This is a genomic window from Microbacterium aurantiacum (assembly GCF_040532595.1).
In the GTDB taxonomy this organism is placed as follows: Bacteria; Actinomycetota; Actinomycetes; order Actinomycetales; family Microbacteriaceae; genus Microbacterium; species Microbacterium chocolatum_B.
This window is the reverse complement of record NZ_JBEVYX010000001.1, coordinates 2,218,124-2,236,918: the sequence shown is the minus strand read 5'-3', so window position 1 is coordinate 2,236,918 and position 18,795 is coordinate 2,218,124. Positions and strand designations below refer to the sequence as shown.

The 18,795-nt window shown below is 72.2% G+C and carries 18 protein-coding genes and 1 riboswitch; of the genes, 9 read left to right on the top strand and 9 right to left on the bottom strand.

Going from position 1 to position 18,795, the window contains the following annotated elements; genetic code table 11:
- The first annotated feature begins 46 nt into the window (after window positions 1–46).
- Genes ABXJ56_RS10495 through ABXJ56_RS10485 form a run of 3 tightly spaced genes read left to right on the top strand, consistent with a single transcriptional unit; the run spans window position 47 to window position 2,471 of the window.
- The gene (locus ABXJ56_RS10495; protein WP_353999613.1) at window positions 47–901 is read left to right on the top strand and encodes an ABC transporter substrate-binding protein; all 855 of its coding nucleotides are present in this window, start codon (window positions 47–49) and stop codon (window positions 899–901) included.
- On the top strand, window positions 898–1,740 hold the full coding sequence (locus tag ABXJ56_RS10490) for an amino acid ABC transporter permease (protein ID WP_353999612.1): 843 nt from the start codon (window positions 898–900) through the stop codon (window positions 1,738–1,740). Before ABXJ56_RS10495 ends, ABXJ56_RS10490 begins: the two co-directional genes overlap by 4 nt.
- On the top strand, window positions 1,737–2,471 hold the full coding sequence (locus ABXJ56_RS10485) for an amino acid ABC transporter ATP-binding protein (protein ID WP_353999611.1): 735 nt from the start codon (window positions 1,737–1,739) through the stop codon (window positions 2,469–2,471). The genes ABXJ56_RS10490 and ABXJ56_RS10485 overlap by 4 nt, the downstream gene beginning before the upstream one ends.
- Here ABXJ56_RS10485 and ABXJ56_RS10480 read toward each other — a convergent pair.
- The 3 genes from ABXJ56_RS10480 to glyA are packed head-to-tail and all read right to left on the bottom strand — an operon-like array spanning window position 2,461 to window position 4,969.
- The gene (locus ABXJ56_RS10480) at window positions 2,461–2,769 is read right to left on the bottom strand and encodes a hypothetical protein (RefSeq protein ID WP_353999610.1); all 309 of its coding nucleotides are present in this window, start codon (window positions 2,767–2,769) and stop codon (window positions 2,461–2,463) included. The two genes, ABXJ56_RS10485 and ABXJ56_RS10480, sit on opposite strands and share 11 nt — an antisense overlap.
- 38 nt (window positions 2,770–2,807) lie before the next feature.
- On the bottom strand, window positions 2,808–3,698 hold the full coding sequence (locus ABXJ56_RS10475) for a bifunctional methylenetetrahydrofolate dehydrogenase/methenyltetrahydrofolate cyclohydrolase (RefSeq protein ID WP_353999609.1): 891 nt from the start codon (window positions 3,696–3,698) through the stop codon (window positions 2,808–2,810).
- Window positions 3,695–4,969, bottom strand: coding sequence for a serine hydroxymethyltransferase (glyA, locus tag ABXJ56_RS10470; RefSeq protein WP_353999608.1), 1,275 nt, complete (start codon window positions 4,967–4,969; stop codon window positions 3,695–3,697). The genes ABXJ56_RS10475 and glyA overlap by 4 nt, the downstream gene beginning before the upstream one ends.
- Before the next feature lie 59 nt (window positions 4,970–5,028).
- A riboswitch (ZMP/ZTP riboswitch) is annotated at window positions 5,029–5,111 on the bottom strand.
- Between the two features lie 46 nt (window positions 5,112–5,157).
- On the opposite strand from glyA, the gene ABXJ56_RS10465 reads away from it, so the two are divergent.
- The 4 genes from ABXJ56_RS10465 to ABXJ56_RS10450 are packed head-to-tail and all read left to right on the top strand — an operon-like array spanning window position 5,158 to window position 9,767.
- Window positions 5,158–6,705, top strand: coding sequence for a family 20 glycosylhydrolase (locus ABXJ56_RS10465; protein WP_353999607.1), 1,548 nt, complete (start codon window positions 5,158–5,160; stop codon window positions 6,703–6,705).
- Entirely contained in the window at window positions 6,702–7,865 is a 1,164-nt protein-coding gene (gene nagA, locus ABXJ56_RS10460; protein ID WP_353999606.1) for an N-acetylglucosamine-6-phosphate deacetylase, read from the top strand. Before ABXJ56_RS10465 ends, nagA begins: the two co-directional genes overlap by 4 nt.
- Before the next feature lie 10 nt (window positions 7,866–7,875).
- Window positions 7,876–8,358, top strand: a complete 483-nt coding sequence (locus ABXJ56_RS10455) for a YrdB family protein (RefSeq protein WP_353999605.1) — start codon at window positions 7,876–7,878, stop codon at window positions 8,356–8,358.
- The gene (locus tag ABXJ56_RS10450) at window positions 8,355–9,767 is read left to right on the top strand and encodes an FAD-binding oxidoreductase (RefSeq protein ID WP_353999604.1); all 1,413 of its coding nucleotides are present in this window, start codon (window positions 8,355–8,357) and stop codon (window positions 9,765–9,767) included. Before ABXJ56_RS10455 ends, ABXJ56_RS10450 begins: the two co-directional genes overlap by 4 nt.
- A gap of 13 nt (window positions 9,768–9,780) precedes the next feature.
- Here the strand turns inward: ABXJ56_RS10450 and ABXJ56_RS10445 are convergent, their stop codons facing one another.
- The 6 genes from ABXJ56_RS10445 to ABXJ56_RS10420 form a co-directional block, all read right to left on the bottom strand.
- The gene (locus ABXJ56_RS10445) at window positions 9,781–10,560 is read right to left on the bottom strand and encodes a glucosamine-6-phosphate deaminase (protein ID WP_353999603.1); all 780 of its coding nucleotides are present in this window, start codon (window positions 10,558–10,560) and stop codon (window positions 9,781–9,783) included.
- On the bottom strand, window positions 10,553–11,527 hold the full coding sequence (locus ABXJ56_RS10440) for an ROK family protein (protein ID WP_353999602.1): 975 nt from the start codon (window positions 11,525–11,527) through the stop codon (window positions 10,553–10,555). The genes ABXJ56_RS10445 and ABXJ56_RS10440 overlap by 8 nt, the downstream gene beginning before the upstream one ends.
- A complete protein-coding gene (locus ABXJ56_RS10435) occupies window positions 11,524–12,495 on the bottom strand; it encodes a carbohydrate ABC transporter permease (protein ID WP_353999601.1) in 972 nt (323 codons plus the stop codon). Before ABXJ56_RS10435 ends, ABXJ56_RS10440 begins: the two co-directional genes overlap by 4 nt.
- The gene (locus ABXJ56_RS10430) at window positions 12,492–13,427 is read right to left on the bottom strand and encodes a carbohydrate ABC transporter permease (RefSeq protein WP_353999600.1); all 936 of its coding nucleotides are present in this window, start codon (window positions 13,425–13,427) and stop codon (window positions 12,492–12,494) included. Before ABXJ56_RS10430 ends, ABXJ56_RS10435 begins: the two co-directional genes overlap by 4 nt.
- Before the next feature lie 77 nt (window positions 13,428–13,504).
- Window positions 13,505–14,797 (bottom strand): extracellular solute-binding protein, encoded by a 1,293-nt coding sequence (locus ABXJ56_RS10425; protein ID WP_353999599.1) that lies wholly within the window; start codon window positions 14,795–14,797, stop codon window positions 13,505–13,507.
- 78 nt (window positions 14,798–14,875) lie between these two features.
- A complete protein-coding gene (locus ABXJ56_RS10420; RefSeq protein ID WP_353999598.1) occupies window positions 14,876–16,054 on the bottom strand; it encodes an ROK family transcriptional regulator in 1,179 nt (392 codons plus the stop codon).
- A gap of 187 nt (window positions 16,055–16,241) precedes the next feature.
- Here ABXJ56_RS10420 and ABXJ56_RS10415 point away from each other — a divergent pair, with 187 nt between their 5' ends.
- Both ABXJ56_RS10415 and ABXJ56_RS10410 read left to right on the top strand, forming a co-directional pair.
- Window positions 16,242–17,705, top strand: coding sequence for a L,D-transpeptidase family protein (locus tag ABXJ56_RS10415; RefSeq protein ID WP_353999597.1), 1,464 nt, complete (start codon window positions 16,242–16,244; stop codon window positions 17,703–17,705).
- A 105-nt stretch (window positions 17,706–17,810) separates the two neighbouring features.
- Window positions 17,811–18,779, top strand: a complete 969-nt coding sequence (locus ABXJ56_RS10410; protein ID WP_353999596.1) for an acetylxylan esterase — start codon at window positions 17,811–17,813, stop codon at window positions 18,777–18,779.
- Window positions 18,780–18,795: the final 16 nt, after the last annotated feature.

The window sequence follows — 18,795 nt, the reverse complement described above, 5'->3', positions numbered from 1 at the left end:
CTCGGCGCCGACAGCACGGCCCGCCCACCCCGATCTGGAGGCCCCCATGCACCGTCGTCGCTCCCTGTCCGCCGCCCTGGCGGGTGTCGCGCTCACCGCCCTCGCCCTGACCGGCTGCGCCGGCGGAACGGATGCCGGCGCAGGCGCCGGCGAGACGCCCGCCGCCGATGAGGGGTACCTCACCCCGGGGAAGCTCACCATCGCCACCGGTGAGATCGCGTACGAGCCCTACGTGGTCGACGACGACCCGGCCTCGGGCGAGGGGTTCGAGGCCGCGATCGCCTACGCGATCGCGGACGAGCTCGGATTCGCCCCCGAGGATGTCGAGTGGGTGCGGACGAGCTTCGAGGCGGCGATCGCCCCGGGTCCGAAGAACTTCGACTTCAACATCCAGCAGTACACGATCACCGATGAGCGCAAGCAGGCCGTGGACTTCTCCTCGCCCTACTACTCCGCGAGCCAGGCCGTCGTGGGCATCAACGGCGGCGCCGCCGACGGCGTCGACTCGATCGACGGCCTCAAGGACCTGACCCTCGGCGCGATGGCGGGTTCCACGAGTGCGCAGACGATCGAGGACGTCATCCAGCCGAACGTCGACCCGCTCCTCTACGGGTCGAACGAGGACGCCGTCGCCGCCTTCAACGCCGGCCAGTTCGACGCGTTCGTGATCGATCTGCCGACGGCCTACCTCGCGACCGCGATCTACATCGACGACTCGTTCATCGTCGGGGAGCTCCCCGCCGGCGGCGTGGCCGACGAGTGGGGCGTCGTCCTCGGCAAGGACTCGCCGCTGACCGACCGGGTGTCCGCGGCCATCGACACGCTGCGGGAGAACGGCACGCTCGCCGAGATCACCGACGAGTGGCTCGGCGCGGGCCAGGGCGTCACACTGTTGCAGTGACGCACACCCCCAGCGCTCTCGAGCTCGAACGACGGGCCTTCCGGGCACGGCAGTCCCAGCGGTCGGTCCTGGTGGCGATCGCCTCGTCGCTGGCCTTCGCGGGCATCGTCTGGCTGACGGTCGTGAACACCCCCGGGTGGGCCGCCGTCCAGCAGTCGTTCTTCAACGTCGAGATCGCCCTGGACTCCCTCCCCGAGGTGTGGGAGGGATTCCTGCTCAACCTGCAGGTGCTGGGCTGGTCTCTCGTGACGGTGTCGGTCGTCGCGGTCACGATCGCCGTGATGCGCACCCTCCCGGGTCCGGTCTTCCTGCCGCTGCGCGCCCTCGCGGCGGCGTACACCGACATCTTCCGCGGGCTGCCGTTCATCATCGTGCTCTACCTCGTGGGGTTCGGCATCCCGACCCTCCTGAACGAGCGGATCAACCTGATCTTCCTCGGCACGCTCGCCGTGACGCTGACCTACTCGGCGTACGTCGCGGAGGTCATCCGGGCGGGTATCGAAGCCGTGCACCCGTCGCAGCGACTCGCCGCCCGCGCGCTCGGGCTCGGGTACACGCAGACCCTGCGCCGCGTCGTGCTGCCGCAGGCGCTGCGGAAGATCACCCCGCCGCTCATGAACGACTTCGTCGCGATGCAGAAGGACGTCGGCCTCATCTCCATCCTCGGCATCACCGACGCGGTGCTCGCCGCGCGCATCGCATCGTCGCAGACGTACAACTTCACGCCGTACGTGGTGGCCGGCATCCTGTTCATCCTCCTGGCGATCCCCACGATCCGCCTCACCGACTGGTACGCCGCGAAGCTGCGCGCCCGCGAGCAGAGCGGGGCGATCGTATGAGCACGGTCCTGCGCGCCGCGGGCGTCTGGAAGTCCTTCGGCGAGCGCGAGGTGCTCCGGGGCGTCGACGTGGAGCTGGCGGCGCACGAGGTGGTCGCGCTCATCGGCGCCTCCGGCTCGGGAAAGTCCACGCTCCTTCGCTGCCTCAACCTCCTCGAGCCGATCGACGACGGGCAGATCTTCCTCGGCGACGAGGACATCTCGGATCCCCGCGTGAACGCCAACCGCATCCGGGCGCGCCTCGGGGCGGTGTTCCAGAGCTACAACCTCTTCCCGCACCTGTCGGTGCTCGACAACGTCACCCTCGCCACGCGCGTCGTGCACCGCGTCGGCAAACGCGATGCCGAGGCGCGCGCTCTCACCCTGCTCGAGCGGGTCGGACTCGCCGACAAAGCGCGAGACCACCCCGACCGGCTCTCCGGCGGACAGCAGCAGCGCGCCGCGATCGTCCGCGCCATCGCGACCGACCCGGAGGTGCTGCTCCTCGACGAGATCACCTCGGCGCTCGACCCGGAGCTGGTGGGCGAAGTGCTGGAGCTCGTGCGCCAGCTCGCCGCCGAGGGCACGACGATCCTCATGGCGACGCACGAGATGGCGTTCGCGCGCGATGTCGCGCACCGCGTGGTGTTCCTGGACGCCGGCACGATCGTCGAGCAGGGGCCGCCCGCGGACGTCTTCCGCGCGCCGCGCGAGGCGCGCACGCGCGCCTTCCTCTCCCGCTTCACCGCCTGAGATCGCCCTCGCCGAACAGGCGGTCCTGCCTCTCGAGCGAGGTCACCTGCACCGTCGTCGCGGCGACGCTGGCGTAATCCACGCTCAACCGGGTGAGGATGATCCGAACCTGAGGGAGCACCCACGCCTGCGCCTCGAGCGCGACCCGCTCGATCTCGGTGCGGGTCCGCAGCCACACCACGGGCGCGCCGTCCGGCGCCGGGAGCCAGTGCGCGTCGATGACGCCCCACGCGCCGATGGACGCGACCATCGGCAGCAGAGCCTGATCGATCGCGCGCCGCCTGGCCGCGTCGTCCACGGCACCACGCTAGCGCCCCGGTGAGGCGGGCGGCCCGATCAGGCCGAGGTCGCCACCGCGCGCTCGGCGGCCTCGACGACGTTGGTCATGAGGAGCGCGACGGTCATCGGCCCCACCCCGCCGGGGTTGGGCGAGACGAAGCCCGCGACCTCGGCGACGTCGGGGGCGACGTCGCCGAAGACCTTCGCCTTCCCCGTCTCCGGGTCGTCCTCACGCGTGACGCCGACGTCGAGCACGGCGGCTCCCGGCTTCACGTCCGCGGCGGTGATGAGGTGCTTCACTCCGGCCGCTGCGACGATGACGTCCGCCTGGCGGAGGTACTGCCCGGCATCCTTCGTCCCGGTGTGCACGAGGGTGACCGTCGCGTTGTACTCGCGGCGGGTGAGGAGGAGCCCGATCGAGCGGCCGATCGTCACGCCCCGCCCGACGACGACGACGTGCGCGCCGTCGAGGTCGTAGCCGTTGCGGACGAGGAGCTCGATGACGCCCCGCGGCGTGCACGGCAGCGGCGTCGTGATCGGCGCGTTGACGTTCAGCACGAGCCGGCCGAGGTTGGTCGGATGCAGGCCGTCGGCGTCCTTCGCCGGATCGATGCGCTCGAGGATCGCATCGGTGTCGAGGTGCTTCGGCAGCGGCAGCTGCACGATGTAGCCGTGGCACGTCGGGTCGGCGTTCAGCTCGTCGATCACCGCCTCGACCTCGGCCTGGGTGGCGTCGGCGGGAAGCTCGCGCTGGATGGAGTTCATGCCGATCGCCTCGGACTGGCGGTGCTTCATCCCCACGTACAGCTGCGACGCGGGATCTGCCCCGACGAGCACCGTGGCGATGCCGGGGACCACCCCCTGCGCGCGCAGTGCCGCGACCCGCTCGGTCAGCTCGGCCTTGATGGCCGCGGCTGCGGCCTTCCCGTCCAGGATCGTCGCGGTCACTGCTGCAGGCCCGGGTACAGCGGGAAGGCGTCGGTGAGCACCGCGACGCGCGCGCGGAGCGCCTCGACGTCGGCGTCCGGGAGGAGGGCCTGGGCGATGATGTCGGCCACCTCGGCGAACTCCGCGTCGCCGAACCCGCGGGTGGCGAGCGCCGGCGTGCCGATGCGCAGGCCCGAGGTCACCATCGGCGGCCGCGGGTCGTTCGGCACCGCGTTGCGGTTGACGGTGATCCGGATGTCGTGCAGGAGGTCTTCGGCCTGCTTGCCGTCGATCGCGGCCTCGCGGAGGTCGACCAGCACCAGGTGCACGTCGGTGCCGCCCGAGCGGACCGAGATGCCCGCGGCGGCGACGTCCGGTTGGGTGAGGCGCTCGGCGAGCAGCTTCGCGCCGCGGAGCGTGCGCTCCTGGCGGTCGCGGAACGCCGGCTGCGCGGCGAGCTTGAACGCCGTGGCCTTGGCCGCGATGACGTGCATGAGCGGTCCACCCTGCTGACCGGGGAAGACGGCGGTGTTCAGCTTCTTGGCGAGGTCGGCGTCGTTGGTGAGGATGATCCCCGACCGGGGTCCGCCGATGGTCTTGTGCACGGTCGAGGAGACCACGTGCGCGTGCGGCACGGGCGACGGGTGGACCCCGGCGGCGACGAGCCCGGCGAAGTGGGCCATGTCGACCCACAGGTACGCGCCGACCTCGTCGGCGATCTCGCGGAAGGCGGCGAAGTCGAGCTGACGCGGGTAGGCCGACCAGCCGGCCACGATGACCTTGGGGCGGTGCTCGCGCGCCAGGCGGCGGACCTCGTCCATGTCGATCAGCGAGGTCTCGGCATCCACCCCGTAGGCGACGATGTCGTAGAGGCGGCCGGAGAAGTTGATCTTCATGCCGTGCGTGAGGTGACCGCCGTGATCGAGCGACAGCCCGAGCAGCGTGTCGCCCGGACGGGCGAGGGCGTGCAGCACCGCGGCGTTGGCCGTGGCGCCCGAGTGCGGCTGGACGTTGGCGAACGCGGCGCCGAAGAGCGACTTCGCGCGCTCGATCGCGAGCTCCTCGGCGACGTCGACCTCTTCGCAGCCGCCGTAGTAGCGACGCCCGGGGTACCCCTCGGCGTACTTGTTCGTGAGCACGGATCCCTGCGACTGCAGCACCGAGACGGGCACGAAGTTCTCGGAGGCGATCATCTCGAGGAAGCCCTGCTGCCGGGCGAGCTCCCGGTCGAGGACGGCGGCGATCTCGGGATCGACCTCGGAGAGGGGGGCGGTGAAGGACGGATCGGTCATGGCGAACTCCTGACGACGGTGGGCGTGTGTCGAGGGCCGTCGCGAGGCGACGGCGGTCGAGGCCCGGCCCAGGCGTGCGGTCGATGCCGTGTCGGTCGCTCCCCGGTGGGTACCCACCTCAACGCCAGTCGCGACGCCACGAGCATAACGGATGCCGCGGGCCCAGGGTTTTTGTTAGGGTGCCTTACATGAACCTCGAGCTGGTTCCGGTCCCGCGCGCGGTCGCCGAGACCGAGGGTGCGCCCTTCCGCCTCCACCCCGATACGCCCGTTCTCGGTGACGCGCGGTCGGTCGCGGACGTGGTGGCGTGCATCGCGCGACGCACCGGGCTCGACCTCCCCGCGGCAGGCTCCGGCGCCGGGCGTCCCGGCATCCGGATCGAAATCACCGCGGACGGCGTTCCCGAGGGCTATCGCCTGTCGATGGACGACGGCGGGGTGCGCGTGCGCGCGCACGACGCGGCGGGGGCGTTCTACGCGGTCCGGACCCTCGAGCAGCTGCTCCGCGCGGATGCCGCGGGCTGGGTGCTGCCCGCCGCAGAGATCGACGACGCACCGCGGTTCGCCTACCGCGGCATGATGCTCGACGTCGCCCGCCACTTCTTCCCGGTCGACACGGTCGTCGCCGTCCTCGATCGCGCCGCGTCGCTCAAGCTCAACCACCTCCATCTCCACCTCAGCGACGACCAGGGCTGGCGACTCGCGCTGCGGGAACGACCGGCACTCACCGCGCGCGCGTCGGCGAGCGCCGTCGGCGGCGACGCGGGCGGGTTCTACTCGCGCGAGGACTACCGCACGATCATCGCGGCCGCGGCCGACCGCCACATCGTCATCGTCCCCGAGATCGACGTGCCCGGCCACACCCATGCCGTCGGCGTCGCCTACCCGGAGCTCGCCGCGGATCCGGTCATCTCCGACGACGTGCGCGAGACCGTCACCGCCTTCGGCGGCGGTCTCCCCCGCGCCGGAGAGCCCTACACGGGGCTGGCTGTCGGGTTCTCGTCGCTGCGCATCGACGATCGCGCCACCGACGACTTCCTCGCGGACGTCTTCGGCGAGCTCGCCGGACTCACCCCGGGTCCGTACCTGCACTTCGGCGGCGATGAGGCGCTCGGCACCGACCCGGTGGAGTACGCCGCCTTCGTGGCTCGCGCGAGCACGCTCATCGCCGACCTCGGGAAGATCCCCGTCGCCTGGCACGAGGCCGGCGCGGCGTCCGACCTGCATCCCGACACCGTCGGCCAGTACTGGGGGTTCGTCCGCCCCCGGGACGGCGCCGACGACCTCGCGCGCGCCTTCGCTCCGCGCGGCGGAGTGATCCTCTCCCCCGCCGACGCCGTCTACCTCGACATGAAGCCGCGCGACGACGCCGCTCTCGGACTCACGTGGGCCGACGGCGCGACGAGCCTCGCGCGCGCCTACGCGTGGGAGCCGGCGGATGTGGTCCCCGGACTGAACGAGGCGGACGTCCTCGGCGTCGAGGCGCCGCTGTGGACGGAGACGGTGCGCACCCTCGCCGACATCGACGCCCTCGCCTTCCCGCGCCTCGCCGCCGCCGCGGAGGCGGCCTGGTCGCCGGCCACGGGCGTCCATCCCGACCGCACGTGGGATTCGTTCCGTGCGCGGGTGCGGGCACTGCGCCCCCTGTGGGACGCCGCGGGCATCGCCTACGACGCAGCGACGCTGGACGACGCCTCGGCCGACGAGGGCGACGAGACCCGGGGCCTGCGACCGTGAGCACTCTCGTCCGGGACGTCCGCCTGGTCGACCGCGGCGTGATCGTCGAGGACGCGTGGGTGCGCTTCACGGACGGACGCGTCTCCGCCCGCGGCACGGGCCGGCCGCCGGCGGAGGTCGACGGGACCGTCGTCGACGGCGACGGCGGCGTGCTCACCCCGGGATTCATCGACATCCACGGGCACGGCGGCGGCGGTTCCGCGTTCGATGACGGGATGGATGCCGTCCGACGGGGCCGGGCGTTCCATCGCCGCCACGGCACGACCCGCGCCGTCGTCTCGCTCGTGACCGCGGGCCCGGCGGACCTCCTCGCACGACTCGCGATGATCGCCCGCCTCGCCGCCGAGGACGACACCATCCTCGGCTCCCACCTGGAGGGGCCGTTCCTGGATCCGGGCCACCACGGAGCGCACGACCCCGATCTCCTGCGCGCGCCCGCACCCGCCGCCGTGGAGGACCTCCTGCGCGCCGGGGCGGGCACGATCCGGCAGGTCACCCTCGCCCCGGAGCTCCCCGGAGCGGATGCCGCGATCGCGCGGCTGCGGGGCGCCGGCGTGACCGTGGCCGTCGGGCACACCGATGCCGACGCCGAAACCGCCGCACGAGCCTTCGACGCCGGGGCGCGCGTGCTCACCCATGCCTTCAACGCGATGCGGGGCATCCACCACCGTCACCCCGGTCCGGTGGTCGCCGCCCTCCGCGACGACCGGGTCGTGCTGGAGGTCATCGCGGACGGCGTGCACGTGCATCCCGACGTCGTCGCGATGCTCTTCGCCACCGCCCCCGACCGCATCGCGCTGATCACCGACGCGATGGCCGCTGCCGGCTCACGCGACGGCTCTTACACGCTCGGCGCGCTCGCGGTCGACGTCCGGGGCGGGGTCGCGCGCCTCCACGGCACCGACACGATCGCCGGCTCGACGCTGACGCAGGACGCCGCCCTCCGCCGCGTCGTCGCCGCGGGAGTCGCCCTCCCGGCGGCGGTGACCGCGCTCACCGCGACACCGGCCCGCACGGTCGGTCGGGACGACCTCGGTCACCTCGACGTCGGCTCGGCGGCCGACGCGGTGCTGCTGGACGCCGACCTCCGGGTGCGGCGGGTGTGGACCGCCGGTGTCGCCGATGCCGCGGCCGGGATCGAGCGGGACATCGCGCCGTAGACTGGAAGGCATGTCGGACGCCGCACGCCCCCCGGTCCCCGGCGCCGCAGACAGCGCCGCCGCACCGGTCCCCGCCACCGCGCCCTCGGCCGCCGCTGCGACCCCCGCCCCTGCACCTGCCGCCGCTTCCGCGCCGGGCGAGCTTCCCGCCGGCACCCGAGCACCCCTCTCGGCGGTCGACCTCCTCGCCTTCGCGTGCGAGCTGTTCGCCTTCGTCACCCTGGCGATCTGGGGCTTCGCGATGTGGCCGCTCCCGTGGAACATCGTCGTCGGCATCGGCGCGCCGGTCGCGGCGATCCTCGTCTGGGCGCTCTTCGTCTCGCCCCGCGCGGTCGTGCCGGTGCACCCCTTCGTCCGCGGCTTCGTCGAGCTGCTCGTCTACGCCTCCGCGACCGTGGCATGGTGGGGCATGGAGCAGCCCTGGGTCGGCGTCATCTTCGCGGTCATCGCGGTCACCGTGGGCGTGATCTCCGGACGCCGCCGCCTGGCATGAGCACCCCCGACGTCCGGTCCGCCGGTTCCTCGGACGTCGTCGACCTCCTCCGGGCGGCTCTGGGCGACCGTGTCGACACCGACCCCGCCGCACTCGATGCCGCGCGTGCGGACAAGTCCGGGCACGCCGCCCGAGGCAGCGCGCTCGCCGTCGTTCACGCCGAGAGCGTCGGGGACGTGCAGGAGACCCTGCGCATCGCCTCCGCCACCGCCACCCCTGTCGTCACGCGGGGCGCCGGCACCGGGCTCGCGGGCGGCGCCAACGCGGGAGAGGGCGAGATCGCCCTCTCGGTGCGGCGCATGAACCGGATCCTCGAGGTGCGGCCCGACGACCTCGTCGCGATCGTGGAGCCGGGCATCATCAACGCGGACCTCAACGCCGCGCTCGCCCCGCACGGACTCTGGTGGGCGCCCGACCCCGCGAGTCGGGCGATCTCGACCGTCGGCGGCAACATCGCCACCGGCGCGGGCGGGCTCCTCTGCGCCAAGTACGGCGTCGTCCGCGACGCGGTGCTCGGGGTCGACGTCGTCCTCGCCGACGGACGACTGCTGCACCTCGGACGCGGCACGGTGAAGGGGGTCACGGGGCTGGACCTCACGTCGCTCCTGATCGGCTCGGAGGGGACGCTCGGCGTCATCGTCGGCGCGACCCTGAAGCTGCGCCGTCGTGTGCCGGGCGAGGTGCGCACCCTCGCCGCGACGTTCGCCCGCGTGGGCGACGCCGCACGCGCGTCGGCGGCGGTCACCGCAGCCGGCATCCAGCCGGCCGTCATGGAGCTGATGGATGCCGCGGCGCTGGGCGCCGTCCACGATCTCCTCGCCCTCCCCGCGCCGACCCCGGGGGCTTCGCAGCTCACGGTGCAGACCGACGGCCCGGCGGCAGACGAGGAGGCGCGGGCGATCGCGGACGTCCTGCGCGCGGCCGGGGGGACCGTCGTCGTCGCCGCGGACGCGGCGGAGGGAGAACGGCTCCTGGCGGTCCGGCGGTCGCTGCATCCGGCGATGGAGCGCCTCGGCACCACGCTGATCGAGGACGTCTGCGTGCCGCGGAGCGCCCTTCCGGCGATGTTCGATGAGATCGCCCGCATCGAACGCGAGCGGGGCCTGCGGATCCCGACGGTCGCCCACGCGGGTGACGGCAACCTGCACCCCAACTTCATCTTCCACGCCGCCCCCGGGCTCGACGGCGTCGTGGAGGTGCCCGCCGAGATCTGGGAGGCGGCGGACGCGCTCTTCCGCGCCGCCCTCCGTCTCGGCGGCACCCTCACCGGCGAGCACGGCGTCGGCGTGCTGAAACGGCGATGGCTCGCCGACGAGCTCGGCGAGGATCAGTGGCGGCTGCAGCGGGACATCACCGCGGTCTTCGATCCCGCCGGCATCCTCAATCCGGGGAAGGTCTTCCCCGCCTGACGACCGGCGCCGGTCAGATGCCCTGCCAGTCCGGCTTGTGCGCCCACGCCTCGCGGTAGTACGCCGCACCCCGCAGGTCTCGCGCCGCGGCCTCATCGACGATCACCGTCGCTCGTGGATGCAGCTGGATCGCGGACGCGGGGACCCACGCGGTGAGCGGACCCTCGACGGCGGCGGCGACCGCGGCGGCCTTCCCTTCGCCGAACGCCAGGAGCACCAGGTGCCCGGCCCGCAGGATGGTGCCGAGCCCCTGGGTGATGCAATGCCGCGGCACCTCCTCCCCCGCGGCGAAGAAGCGCGCGTTGTCTCTCCGGGTCTGCGCCGTCAGCGTCTTGACCCGGGTGAGCGACGCGAACGACGACCCCGGCTCGTTGAATCCGATGTGCCCGTCGGTTCCGATCCCCAGGATCTGCAGGGCCACACCGCCCGCACCGCGGATCGCCCGCTCGTAGGCCTCTCCCGCGCCTCGAATGCGGGCGGGGTGCCCGTCGGGCACGTGGACGCGGCCCGCATCCAGCCCCAGCGGCACGACGACCTCGCGGTCGATCACCGAGCGATAGCTCTCGGGGTGCGCGGGATCGAGGCCGACGTACTCGTCGAGCGCGAACCCGCGCACGCGCGACAGGTCCACCCCCTCCCGGCGCGCGGCCAGCGCGCGATACACCGGCAGGGGCGTGGATCCGGTCGCCAGCCCCAGCACCGTCTCGGGGTCTTCGCGGACCCGGCGCACGATCTCGTCGGCGACCAGCGCTCCGGCGGTCTCCGGCGCGTCGACGATCACGACCTCAGCCACGGACCAGCTCCTCCCGCCGCCCACGCTCGGGCTCTCCGTTCGCGCCGACGAGCGCCGCGCCGAGAGCGGCCGCGGGAGAGTCCGCGGGGAGGAGTTCCAGCCGCTCGGCGAGGTGCAGCGACCGGAGGAACGCGGATGCCGTGGCGCTGTCGTCGAGCGCTGCGACGACGTCGCTGCGCAACCGCTCCCCCAGCGCGGTGAGGCCCCCGCCGAGCACGACCGTGTCCGCGTCCGCGGTGAGGACGAGGACGCGCACCGCAGCGGATACGCCGTGCGCGAGACCGCGGCGGAGCGCCAGGGCCTCGGGATCGCCGGCGTCGGCGGCATCGAAGACGTCGAGGACGGGGAGCGCGCAGGCCCGCCCCCAGCGCGCCGCGATCGCACCGCCGCCGGCGAGCGCTTCGATGCAGCCGCGCTGTCCGCACCGGCAGAGCGGGCCCGCGGGGTCGACCGAGATGTGGCCGATCTCCCCCGCGGCGCCGTTCGCGCCGCGCCAGAGCTCGCCGTCGACCACGAGACCCGCCGCCACCCCGGTGCCGAGGTTCAGGTACGCCAGGGATGCCGGTGCGGCGCTCGGCCGCAGCGGCGCGCGGAGCGCCTGCGCGCCGAAGGCGGCGGCGCGGACGTCGTTCTCCGCCCGGACCGGGACGCCGAGGACGACCCCCACCTGCGCGCGCAGGTCCAGGTGCGCCACCCCGAGGTTCACCGCGTGGCGGATGCGTCCGGTGCCCGGCTCGACCTGTCCCGGCATCCCGATCCCGATGGACCGCAGGGCGCGCGGCGCGATGCCCGCCTCCGTCGTGAGCGCGCGCACGACGCGGAGGATGGTCTGCACGACGGCGTCGGGACCCCACCCCGTCGCCTCGCGGCGACGGGCGATAACGACTCCGCCGTCGTCCACGAGCACGGCGTCGGTCTTGGTGCCCCCGACATCGAGTCCGATGCGGAGGCCGGAGATGTCGATCATCCCTTCACCGCCCCCGAGACCAGACCCCCGGTCATCCGTCCCTGCACGATGAGGAAGAAGATGATGACCGGCAGGGCGATGAGGGTGGACCCGGCCATGACGGCGCCCCAGTTCACCGCTCCGCCGACCGACGAGGACTGGAAGGCGTTCAGCCACGGCATCAGGGTCAGGTTGTACCCGCGCATGAGCAGCAGCGCCATGGTGAACTCGTTCCAGGCCTGGATGAACGCGAAGATGCCGGTGGCGACGAGCCCGGGGGCCAGAAGCGGGAAGGTGACGCGCCAGAACGCCTGCGATTTCGTGCAGCCGTCGATCATCGCGGCCTCCTCGAGGTCGGCGGGGACACCGGCGACGAAGCCGCGGAGGGTCCAGATCGTGAACGGGATCACCGCGGCGACGTAGACGATGCCGAGGCCGACGAGGGTGTTCATGAGGCGCCAGTCGTCGATCATCCCGTAGATGGTGAACATCATCGCCTCACCCGGGATCATCTGGACCACCAGCACCGACACGATGAAGGCCCGGCGCCCGCGGAAGCGGAAGCGCGCCACCGCGACGGAGGCGAGGAACGCGAACAGCAGGGTGGCGACGAGGACGCCGGCGGTGACGGTGACCGTGGTCCCGAGCGCGTGCGGGAAGTCGGTCTGACCGGGGGCGGCTTCGCGGTTCCACGCGGTGAGGTAGTTCTGCACCGTGAAGCTCCACGGGAAGAAGCTCGGGTCGCGCGAGACGATCTGGTTGTTCGGGGTGAACGACATGTTCACCATCCAGTAGACGGGGAACACGCTGAAGGCGAAGACGATCGCGGCGGCGATGTTCAGCAGCGTCCGGGTGAGGACCTTCCTCGTCGCGGGACGCCGGATCTGCAGCGAGCGGGTCCGGGGTGCGCGCGGCGCTCCCCCGTCGCCGAGGACCTCCTCGACACCGAGTGTGCCCAGCTGGTTGGCGGCGTTGATCTGCGTGCTCACAGCTCCTCCTCCTTGAGGGTGGTGCGGACGTAGCCCCACGACAGCGTCAGCAGCAGGATGACCATGACCACGCCGATGGCCGCCGTCGCGCCGAACTCCCCCACACCCTGGCGGAACAGGTACGTGCCGAGGACGTTGGTCTCGGCGGCGATGCCGCCGCGGCTCTGCAGCGCGTACACCTGAGTGAAGATGCGGAGGTTCCAGATGATCTGCAGGACGAGCACGACGGTGAGGACGCTGCGCAGATACGGGAAGACGATGAGGCGGAACCGCTCGAGCCCCGTCGCGCCGTCGAGGGAGGACGCCTCCAGGACTTCGGCGGGCACCTGGCCGAGTCCGGCGAACGTGGTGAAGGCGACGAACGGGACGCCCTGCCAGACGACGATGATCGTCAGCACGAAGAAGAAGGACCACGGGTTCAGCAGCCACGAGTGGTTCGTCCAGTCCGTTGTGCCGGTGAGGGCGTTCAGCGCCCAGTTGACGACGCCGTACTGCGTGTCGAAGATCCAGCCCCACACCACCGTCGCCGTCAGCGGCGGCATGGCCCACGCCAGCAGCAGGCCGACGGACACGGTGATACGCCATCCCCGCCCGAGCCGCGTCATCAGGACGGCGACGAGGATGCCGAACAGCATGATCAGCACCGTCAGGACCACCATGAGCCCGAGGCTCCGCATCAGCACGGCGGGGAAGTCGGACTGCGAGAACAGCGCGATGTAGTTCTCCAGACCGACGAAGGCGGGGAGCGTGCCCTGCACCTTGTTGCGGACGGTGTAGTCGGTGAAGGACTGGATCACCATCAGCACGGCGGGGTAGGCGACCATCACGCCGAGGATGATCAGGGACGGACCCAGGAGCACCAGCGCCCCACGGGTCTCCCGTCGTCCGCGCGCCCGCTCACGGGACCGCGCGAGCGTCAGCGTCTCGCTCATGTTCACTCCGGTTTCCGGGAAGACGGAGGGGTCCGATCCGGTGGACCGGACCCCTCGCGTCGCGTCGGGGGGACGACTCAGCCGTTGAGGATCGCCTCGATGGCGGCATCCAGCTCGGTGGCGATCTGGGTGACGTCACCGCCCTGGGCGATCTTCACCAGAGCATCGGGGATGATCTGCGCGGCCTCGACCTCGGCCCACTTCGGGCTGGTCGGGGTGGACTTCGAGTTCGCGAGCGCTTCGGCCTGCGCGGTGGCGATCGGGGTGTCGGGCAGGTACTGCGCCGCCGACAGGATGCCGGGGGTCAGGCCCTGCTCGGCGAGGAGCTGCTGATAGCCCTCGGACAGCATGATCGTCAGCGCGGCCTTGGCCTTCGCCGGCGCGTCGCTCTTCGTGGCGACGGCGACGTTCGAGCCCCCCGCGAAGATCGGCGCGGTCTCGCCGGCCTCGAGGCCCGGCAGCGCGAACGCGGCCAGGTCCTTGCCGAATGTGTCGGGGCACCCCTCGGAGACCTCTTCACCCGCAGCCTCGTCGCCCCAGGGCCAGTCGCCGGTGATGTTGCCGGCCGCCCACGCGGGGCTGGAGAGGAAGCCGACCTCGCCCGCGCAGAACGCGATGTTGCCGAGACGCTCGTTGCCGTCCACGGGTGCGACGGACGCGTCCGTGTAGACCGACTGCAGGAGCTCGAGGCCCGCCACGCTCTCGGAGCTGGAGAGCTGCGCATCCCAGGTGTCGCCGTCGGCGACGGCGATCTCCCCGCCGTAAGCCCAGACGTAGGGCAGCGCGTTGTACCAGTCCTTGCCGGGCGCGTAGATGCCCGACACGGTGTCGGTGGTCAGCGCGATCCCCTCGGCGACGTAGTCCTCGAGGGTCTCCGGCACCGCGTCCCCGACGACCGCAGGGCTGTAGAAGACGATGCGACCGCCCGCGTAGTAGGGCGCCGCGTACAGGGCCCCGTCGTAGGTCCCGGCATCCACGAGACCGGGGAGGAGGTCGTCGGCGCCGTTGCCGAGGTCGCCCTCGATGTCGCTCAGGTCCGCGAACAGGCCCGCATCGGCGAAGCCGAGCGCCTGGGTGTTGCCCACCTCGACGACATCGGGGGCGTCGTTGGAGCTCAGCGCTGCGGTGTAGGTGTCCGAGACGTCGGCCCAGGTCTTCTCCTCGATGGTGAGGGTCCATCCCTCGTTCTCGGACTCGAAGGTCTCCTTCAGATAGTCCCTGGCCGTCTGCGGGGTGTCCGCGCCGACGAGCCACACCGTCAGGTCGCCGGTCTCCGGCTCGCTGGGGGCGGCGCCGCTGCCGCCGGCACATCCGGCGAGCACGACAGCCGAAGCGCCGACGAGCGCGAGGGCTCCGAGCTTGGTGTTCATGTGTCTTCCTCTGTGTTCTCTTTCGTGGTGACGATGGGTCGGGTGACCCATCCGGGGGGGTCTGAGGGCGGGGAGTCGCTACGACACCCCGAGCTGGCCGGAGAGGACCATCACGGCCGCTCCCCGCAGGACGATGTCCTCGCCCTGGGCGCTCATGCGCACCCGCAGGCGGTCGTGGAACGGTGCGAGCGTGCGGGAACGGAGCGTCTCGGCCGTCTGGATCGCGAGCACCCCGTCGAGGAGCTCGGCCGGGCCGGACAGGACGATCTCGGACACGTCGAGCGCGCCGACCACGGGCGCCAGCGCGATCCCGAGGCGCTCACCGGCGTCGCGGAGGACACCGTCGCGCTCATCGGAGGTCGCCTCTGCCAGGCGCGCGGTCAGCGAGGGCACCGACAGCCAGGCCTCGAGGCAGCCGACCTTGCCGCAGACGCACTGCGGTCCGCCGTCGGTGCCGACGGTCACGTGGCCGATCTCCCCGGCGGCGAATCGGCTCCCCCGCATCGGCTGCCCGGCGGCGAGGAGCCCCGATCCGACACCGCGACCCACCTTGACCAGGAGGACGTCGTCGGCGGCCTCGCCGAAGGTGTACTCCGCCAGCACGGCGGCGTTCGCGTCGTTCGCCACCAGGACCGGCAGGTCGAGCGCCTCGCGGAGGGCGCCCTCGAGGTCGAAGCCCGCCCAGCCGAAGTTCGGGGCGGTGAGGATGACGCCGCGGTCGTCCACGACGCCGGGTGTGCCCACGCCGACGCCGAGGACCGGGGCGTGCGCATCGGCGACGAGATCCCGGGCGAGCGCCACGACGGTCTGGACGACGGTGTCGTGCGGAGGGAGGGGAACTTCGCGGCGGGCGACGACCTCGCCGTCGAAGGTGAGGACGGCGCCGATGATCACGTCGCTGCCGGAGAGGTCGATGCCCACGATCCGGTGCCCGTCGCGGTCGAGGTCGATCAGGATGGCGGGCTTCCCCGGCCCCGACGCCTCGCGCGTGCCGATCTCCGCGATGAACCCGTCCGTCATCAGCTCGGCGACGAGGTCGGAGATGGTGACCCGAGTGAGGCCGGTCTCCCGCGACAGGTCGGCGCGGCTCATCGCGCCCTGGTGGAACAGCGTCTGCAGGAGCAGCGCCCGGTTGTGGGCGCGGGCGTGCTCGGGCAGCACCTTGCGGCCCTGCCGAAGCGTCCGGCCGGGCGCGAAGGCCCCGGAGGAGGCGGTCGGGTCGAGAACGGCGCCGCGCGAGGCCTCGGTCGTGGTCATGTTTGTTAGTAGACCTTACGAACATGGTGGACGCAAGCGTTCGCGCCATTTTGCTCGGGGTGTTTACAAAACCGTTACGCACAAGCGCCCGGCCCGCCGCACAGGGGCGGACGCACCGTGATCTCGCCGTAACCTGCCGTCCCTTACCATGGAACGACACTGCGCGCAGAACCGGGGGGTGAATGACGTGACAGATCTCACGACCAGGACCGACACGGACGACTCCGTCGAGTCGGACCGGACCGACGGCGTCGACGCCTCGGGCGGCGACGCCGACGCTCCCGTCTACGCCTGGGCTCCCGCCGAGCCCGCGCCGCGCAAGCGCCGCACCGGCCTGTGGATCGGGGTGGGCGCCGCGGTCGCCGCCGTCGGTCTCGTCGTCTCGTCGCTCTTCCTCGTCGCCCCGGGGGCCGCGGTGGGCGGCGTCGGCGTGGGTCTGCACACCCCGGGCGCCGCCGTCGACGCCGTGAATCAGCGCCTCGCCGAGACCACCGTCGTCCTGACGGGCGCGGGCGGCGACGTCGAGGTCACCGGAGCCGACCTCGGGGCATCCGTCGACGCGGCGGCCCTCGTCGACGCGGCCTACGCCGCCTCGCCCGCGTGGAACCCGACCGCGTGGTTCCCGGCATCCGTCGACGCTCCGGTGGAGATCGACCCGATCGCCGCGACCTCCGCGCTCCGCGATGCCGCCCCCGACCTCTACACCGACCCGGTCGAGGCCACCCTCGCCTTCGACGCCGGCTCGACCACGTACGTCACGACCCCCTCCGCGGAGGGGACGGGGATCGACGTCGAGACCGTCCGCCTCGCCCTCCAGGACGCCTTCGCGGCCGGAGAGAGCAGCGTCAGCCTCGAGGCCGTCGCCGCTCCCGTGGACGCGATCACCACCACCGCGGCGGCCGATGAGGTCGCCGCGCGCCTCAACGGCATCCTCGACACCGCCGGCTTCTACGTCGGCGAAGAGCGCGTCGTCCCCGTCGACCGCGCGGTCGCGGCCTCATGGCTGACCGTCACCCCCGATGGCGCCGGCTCGTTCACGATCGACGCCGACGCGTCGGCGATCGAGGGCATGGTCGGGGGCCTCCCCGAGGCGGTGAACCGCGCCGCCGTCGACGCCCGCGTCATCACGAACTCCCGCGGCGACGTGCTGCGCGAGGAGATCGCCGGCGTCACGGGCCGCGAGCTCGGCGAGACCGCCGGCATCGCCGAGGACTACGCCGCGCAGCTCGCGGCGGGCGAGGGTGCGTTCGCCCTGCCGGTCACCGAGACGGAGTTCGCCACGACCTCGCTGGCCCGCACCATCGAGGTCAACCTCAGCTCGCAGATGACCTACATGTTCGAGAACGGCGAGGTCGTCTCGTCGTACCCGATCTCCTCGGGTCTGCCGGGGACGCCCACCCCCACCGGTCGCTTCGAGGTCTTCGCCCACGTGTCCATGCAGGACATGGGCTGCTTCGAGGGCGCCGAGTACTGCACGGAGAACGTGCCGTGGGTGGTCTACTTCGCCCCCGACATCGCCTTCCACGGCGCGTACTGGCACAACAGCTTCGGGCAGCAGATGAGCCACGGCTGCGTCAACCTCCCGGTCGCCACCGCCAAGTACCTCTACGACTGGACGCCCACCGGCACCGAGGTCTGGGTGCACTATTGACGCGTGCCGGATCAATGCCGCGCAGCGGCGTTGACGCGGCGCGGGTCAAGATCGAGTAGCCGCCAGAGGCGGCGTATCGAGATTCGTCCGTCCTAGAGTGGCGGGGTGCCCCGATTCGACCTGCCGCTCGACGAGCTCCAGTCCTATTACCCCGACATCCCAGAGCCGTCGGACTTCGACGCCTTTTGGACGGATACGCTGACCGCCGCGCGCAGCCATGACGCGCCGGCGACCGTCGCGCCTCACGCGACGCCGCTGACGCAGCTCGAGGTCTTCGACGTCACCTTCCCGGGATTCGCCGGCGACCCCGTCCGAGGCTGGCTGACCGTCCCCGCCGGGGCGGACGCCCCGCTCCCCGCCGTCGTCGAGTTCAACGGCTACGGCGGTGGACGCGGACTGCCCGTCGAGCGGCTCGCGTGGGCGGCATCGGGCTACGCGCACTTCTTCATGGACACCCGCGGCCAGGGAAGCGTATGGGGCACCGGCGGCGACACCCCCGATCCGCACGGGACGGGGCCGTCCGTCCCGGGCTTCATGACCCGCGGTATCGACGACCCCGCCGACTACTACTACCGGCGCGTGTTCACGGACGGTGTCCGCGCCGTCGACGCCGTCCGCACGCTCCCCGGCATCGATGCGGGCCGCGTGGCGGTCACGGGCGGCAGCCAGGGTGGCGGGATCGCCCTGGCCGTCGCAGGGCTGAGCACCGGTCTTCGCGCCTGTATGCCGGACGTGCCGTTCCTCTGCCACTTCCGGCGGGCTGTGGGGCTCACCGATCGCGACCCGTACCAGGAGATCGTGCGGTACCTCGCCGTCCACCGTGGCGCGGAGGAGCGTGTGTTCCGCACGCTGTCCTACTTCGACGGCGCGGCCTTCGCCCAGCGGGCCACCGCACCGGCGCTCTTCTCTGCGGCCCTGATGGATCTCACCTGTCCCCCGTCGACGGTGTTCGCGGCGTTCAACCGTTACGCGGCATCCGACAAGGAGATCCGGGTGTACTCGTTCAACGACCACGAGGGCGGACAGAGCCGCCAGTGGCTGGAGCAGGCCGCGTTCCTCGCGACGCGGATCTGACGACGCTCGAACACCA

Coding starts and splice junctions, on each gene's coding strand:
- ABXJ56_RS10495 (WP_353999613.1), top strand. CDS start 47: ATGCACCGTCGTCGCTCCCTGTCCGCCGCCCTGGCGGGTGTCGCGCTC.
- ABXJ56_RS10485 (WP_353999611.1), top strand. CDS start 1,737: ATGAGCACGGTCCTGCGCGCCGCGGGCGTCTGGAAGTCCTTCGGCGAG.
- glyA (WP_353999608.1), bottom strand. CDS start 4,969: ATGACCGATCCGTCCTTCACCGCCCCCCTCTCCGAGGTCGATCCCGAG.
- ABXJ56_RS10465 (WP_353999607.1), top strand. CDS start 5,158: ATGAACCTCGAGCTGGTTCCGGTCCCGCGCGCGGTCGCCGAGACCGAG.
- ABXJ56_RS10455 (WP_353999605.1), top strand. CDS start 7,876: ATGTCGGACGCCGCACGCCCCCCGGTCCCCGGCGCCGCAGACAGCGCC.
- ABXJ56_RS10450 (WP_353999604.1), top strand. CDS start 8,355: ATGAGCACCCCCGACGTCCGGTCCGCCGGTTCCTCGGACGTCGTCGAC.
- ABXJ56_RS10440 (WP_353999602.1), bottom strand. CDS start 11,527: ATGATCGACATCTCCGGCCTCCGCATCGGACTCGATGTCGGGGGCACC.
- ABXJ56_RS10430 (WP_353999600.1), bottom strand. CDS start 13,427: ATGAGCGAGACGCTGACGCTCGCGCGGTCCCGTGAGCGGGCGCGCGGA.
- ABXJ56_RS10425 (WP_353999599.1), bottom strand. CDS start 14,797: ATGAACACCAAGCTCGGAGCCCTCGCGCTCGTCGGCGCTTCGGCTGTC.
- ABXJ56_RS10420 (WP_353999598.1), bottom strand. CDS start 16,054: ATGACCACGACCGAGGCCTCGCGCGGCGCCGTTCTCGACCCGACCGCC.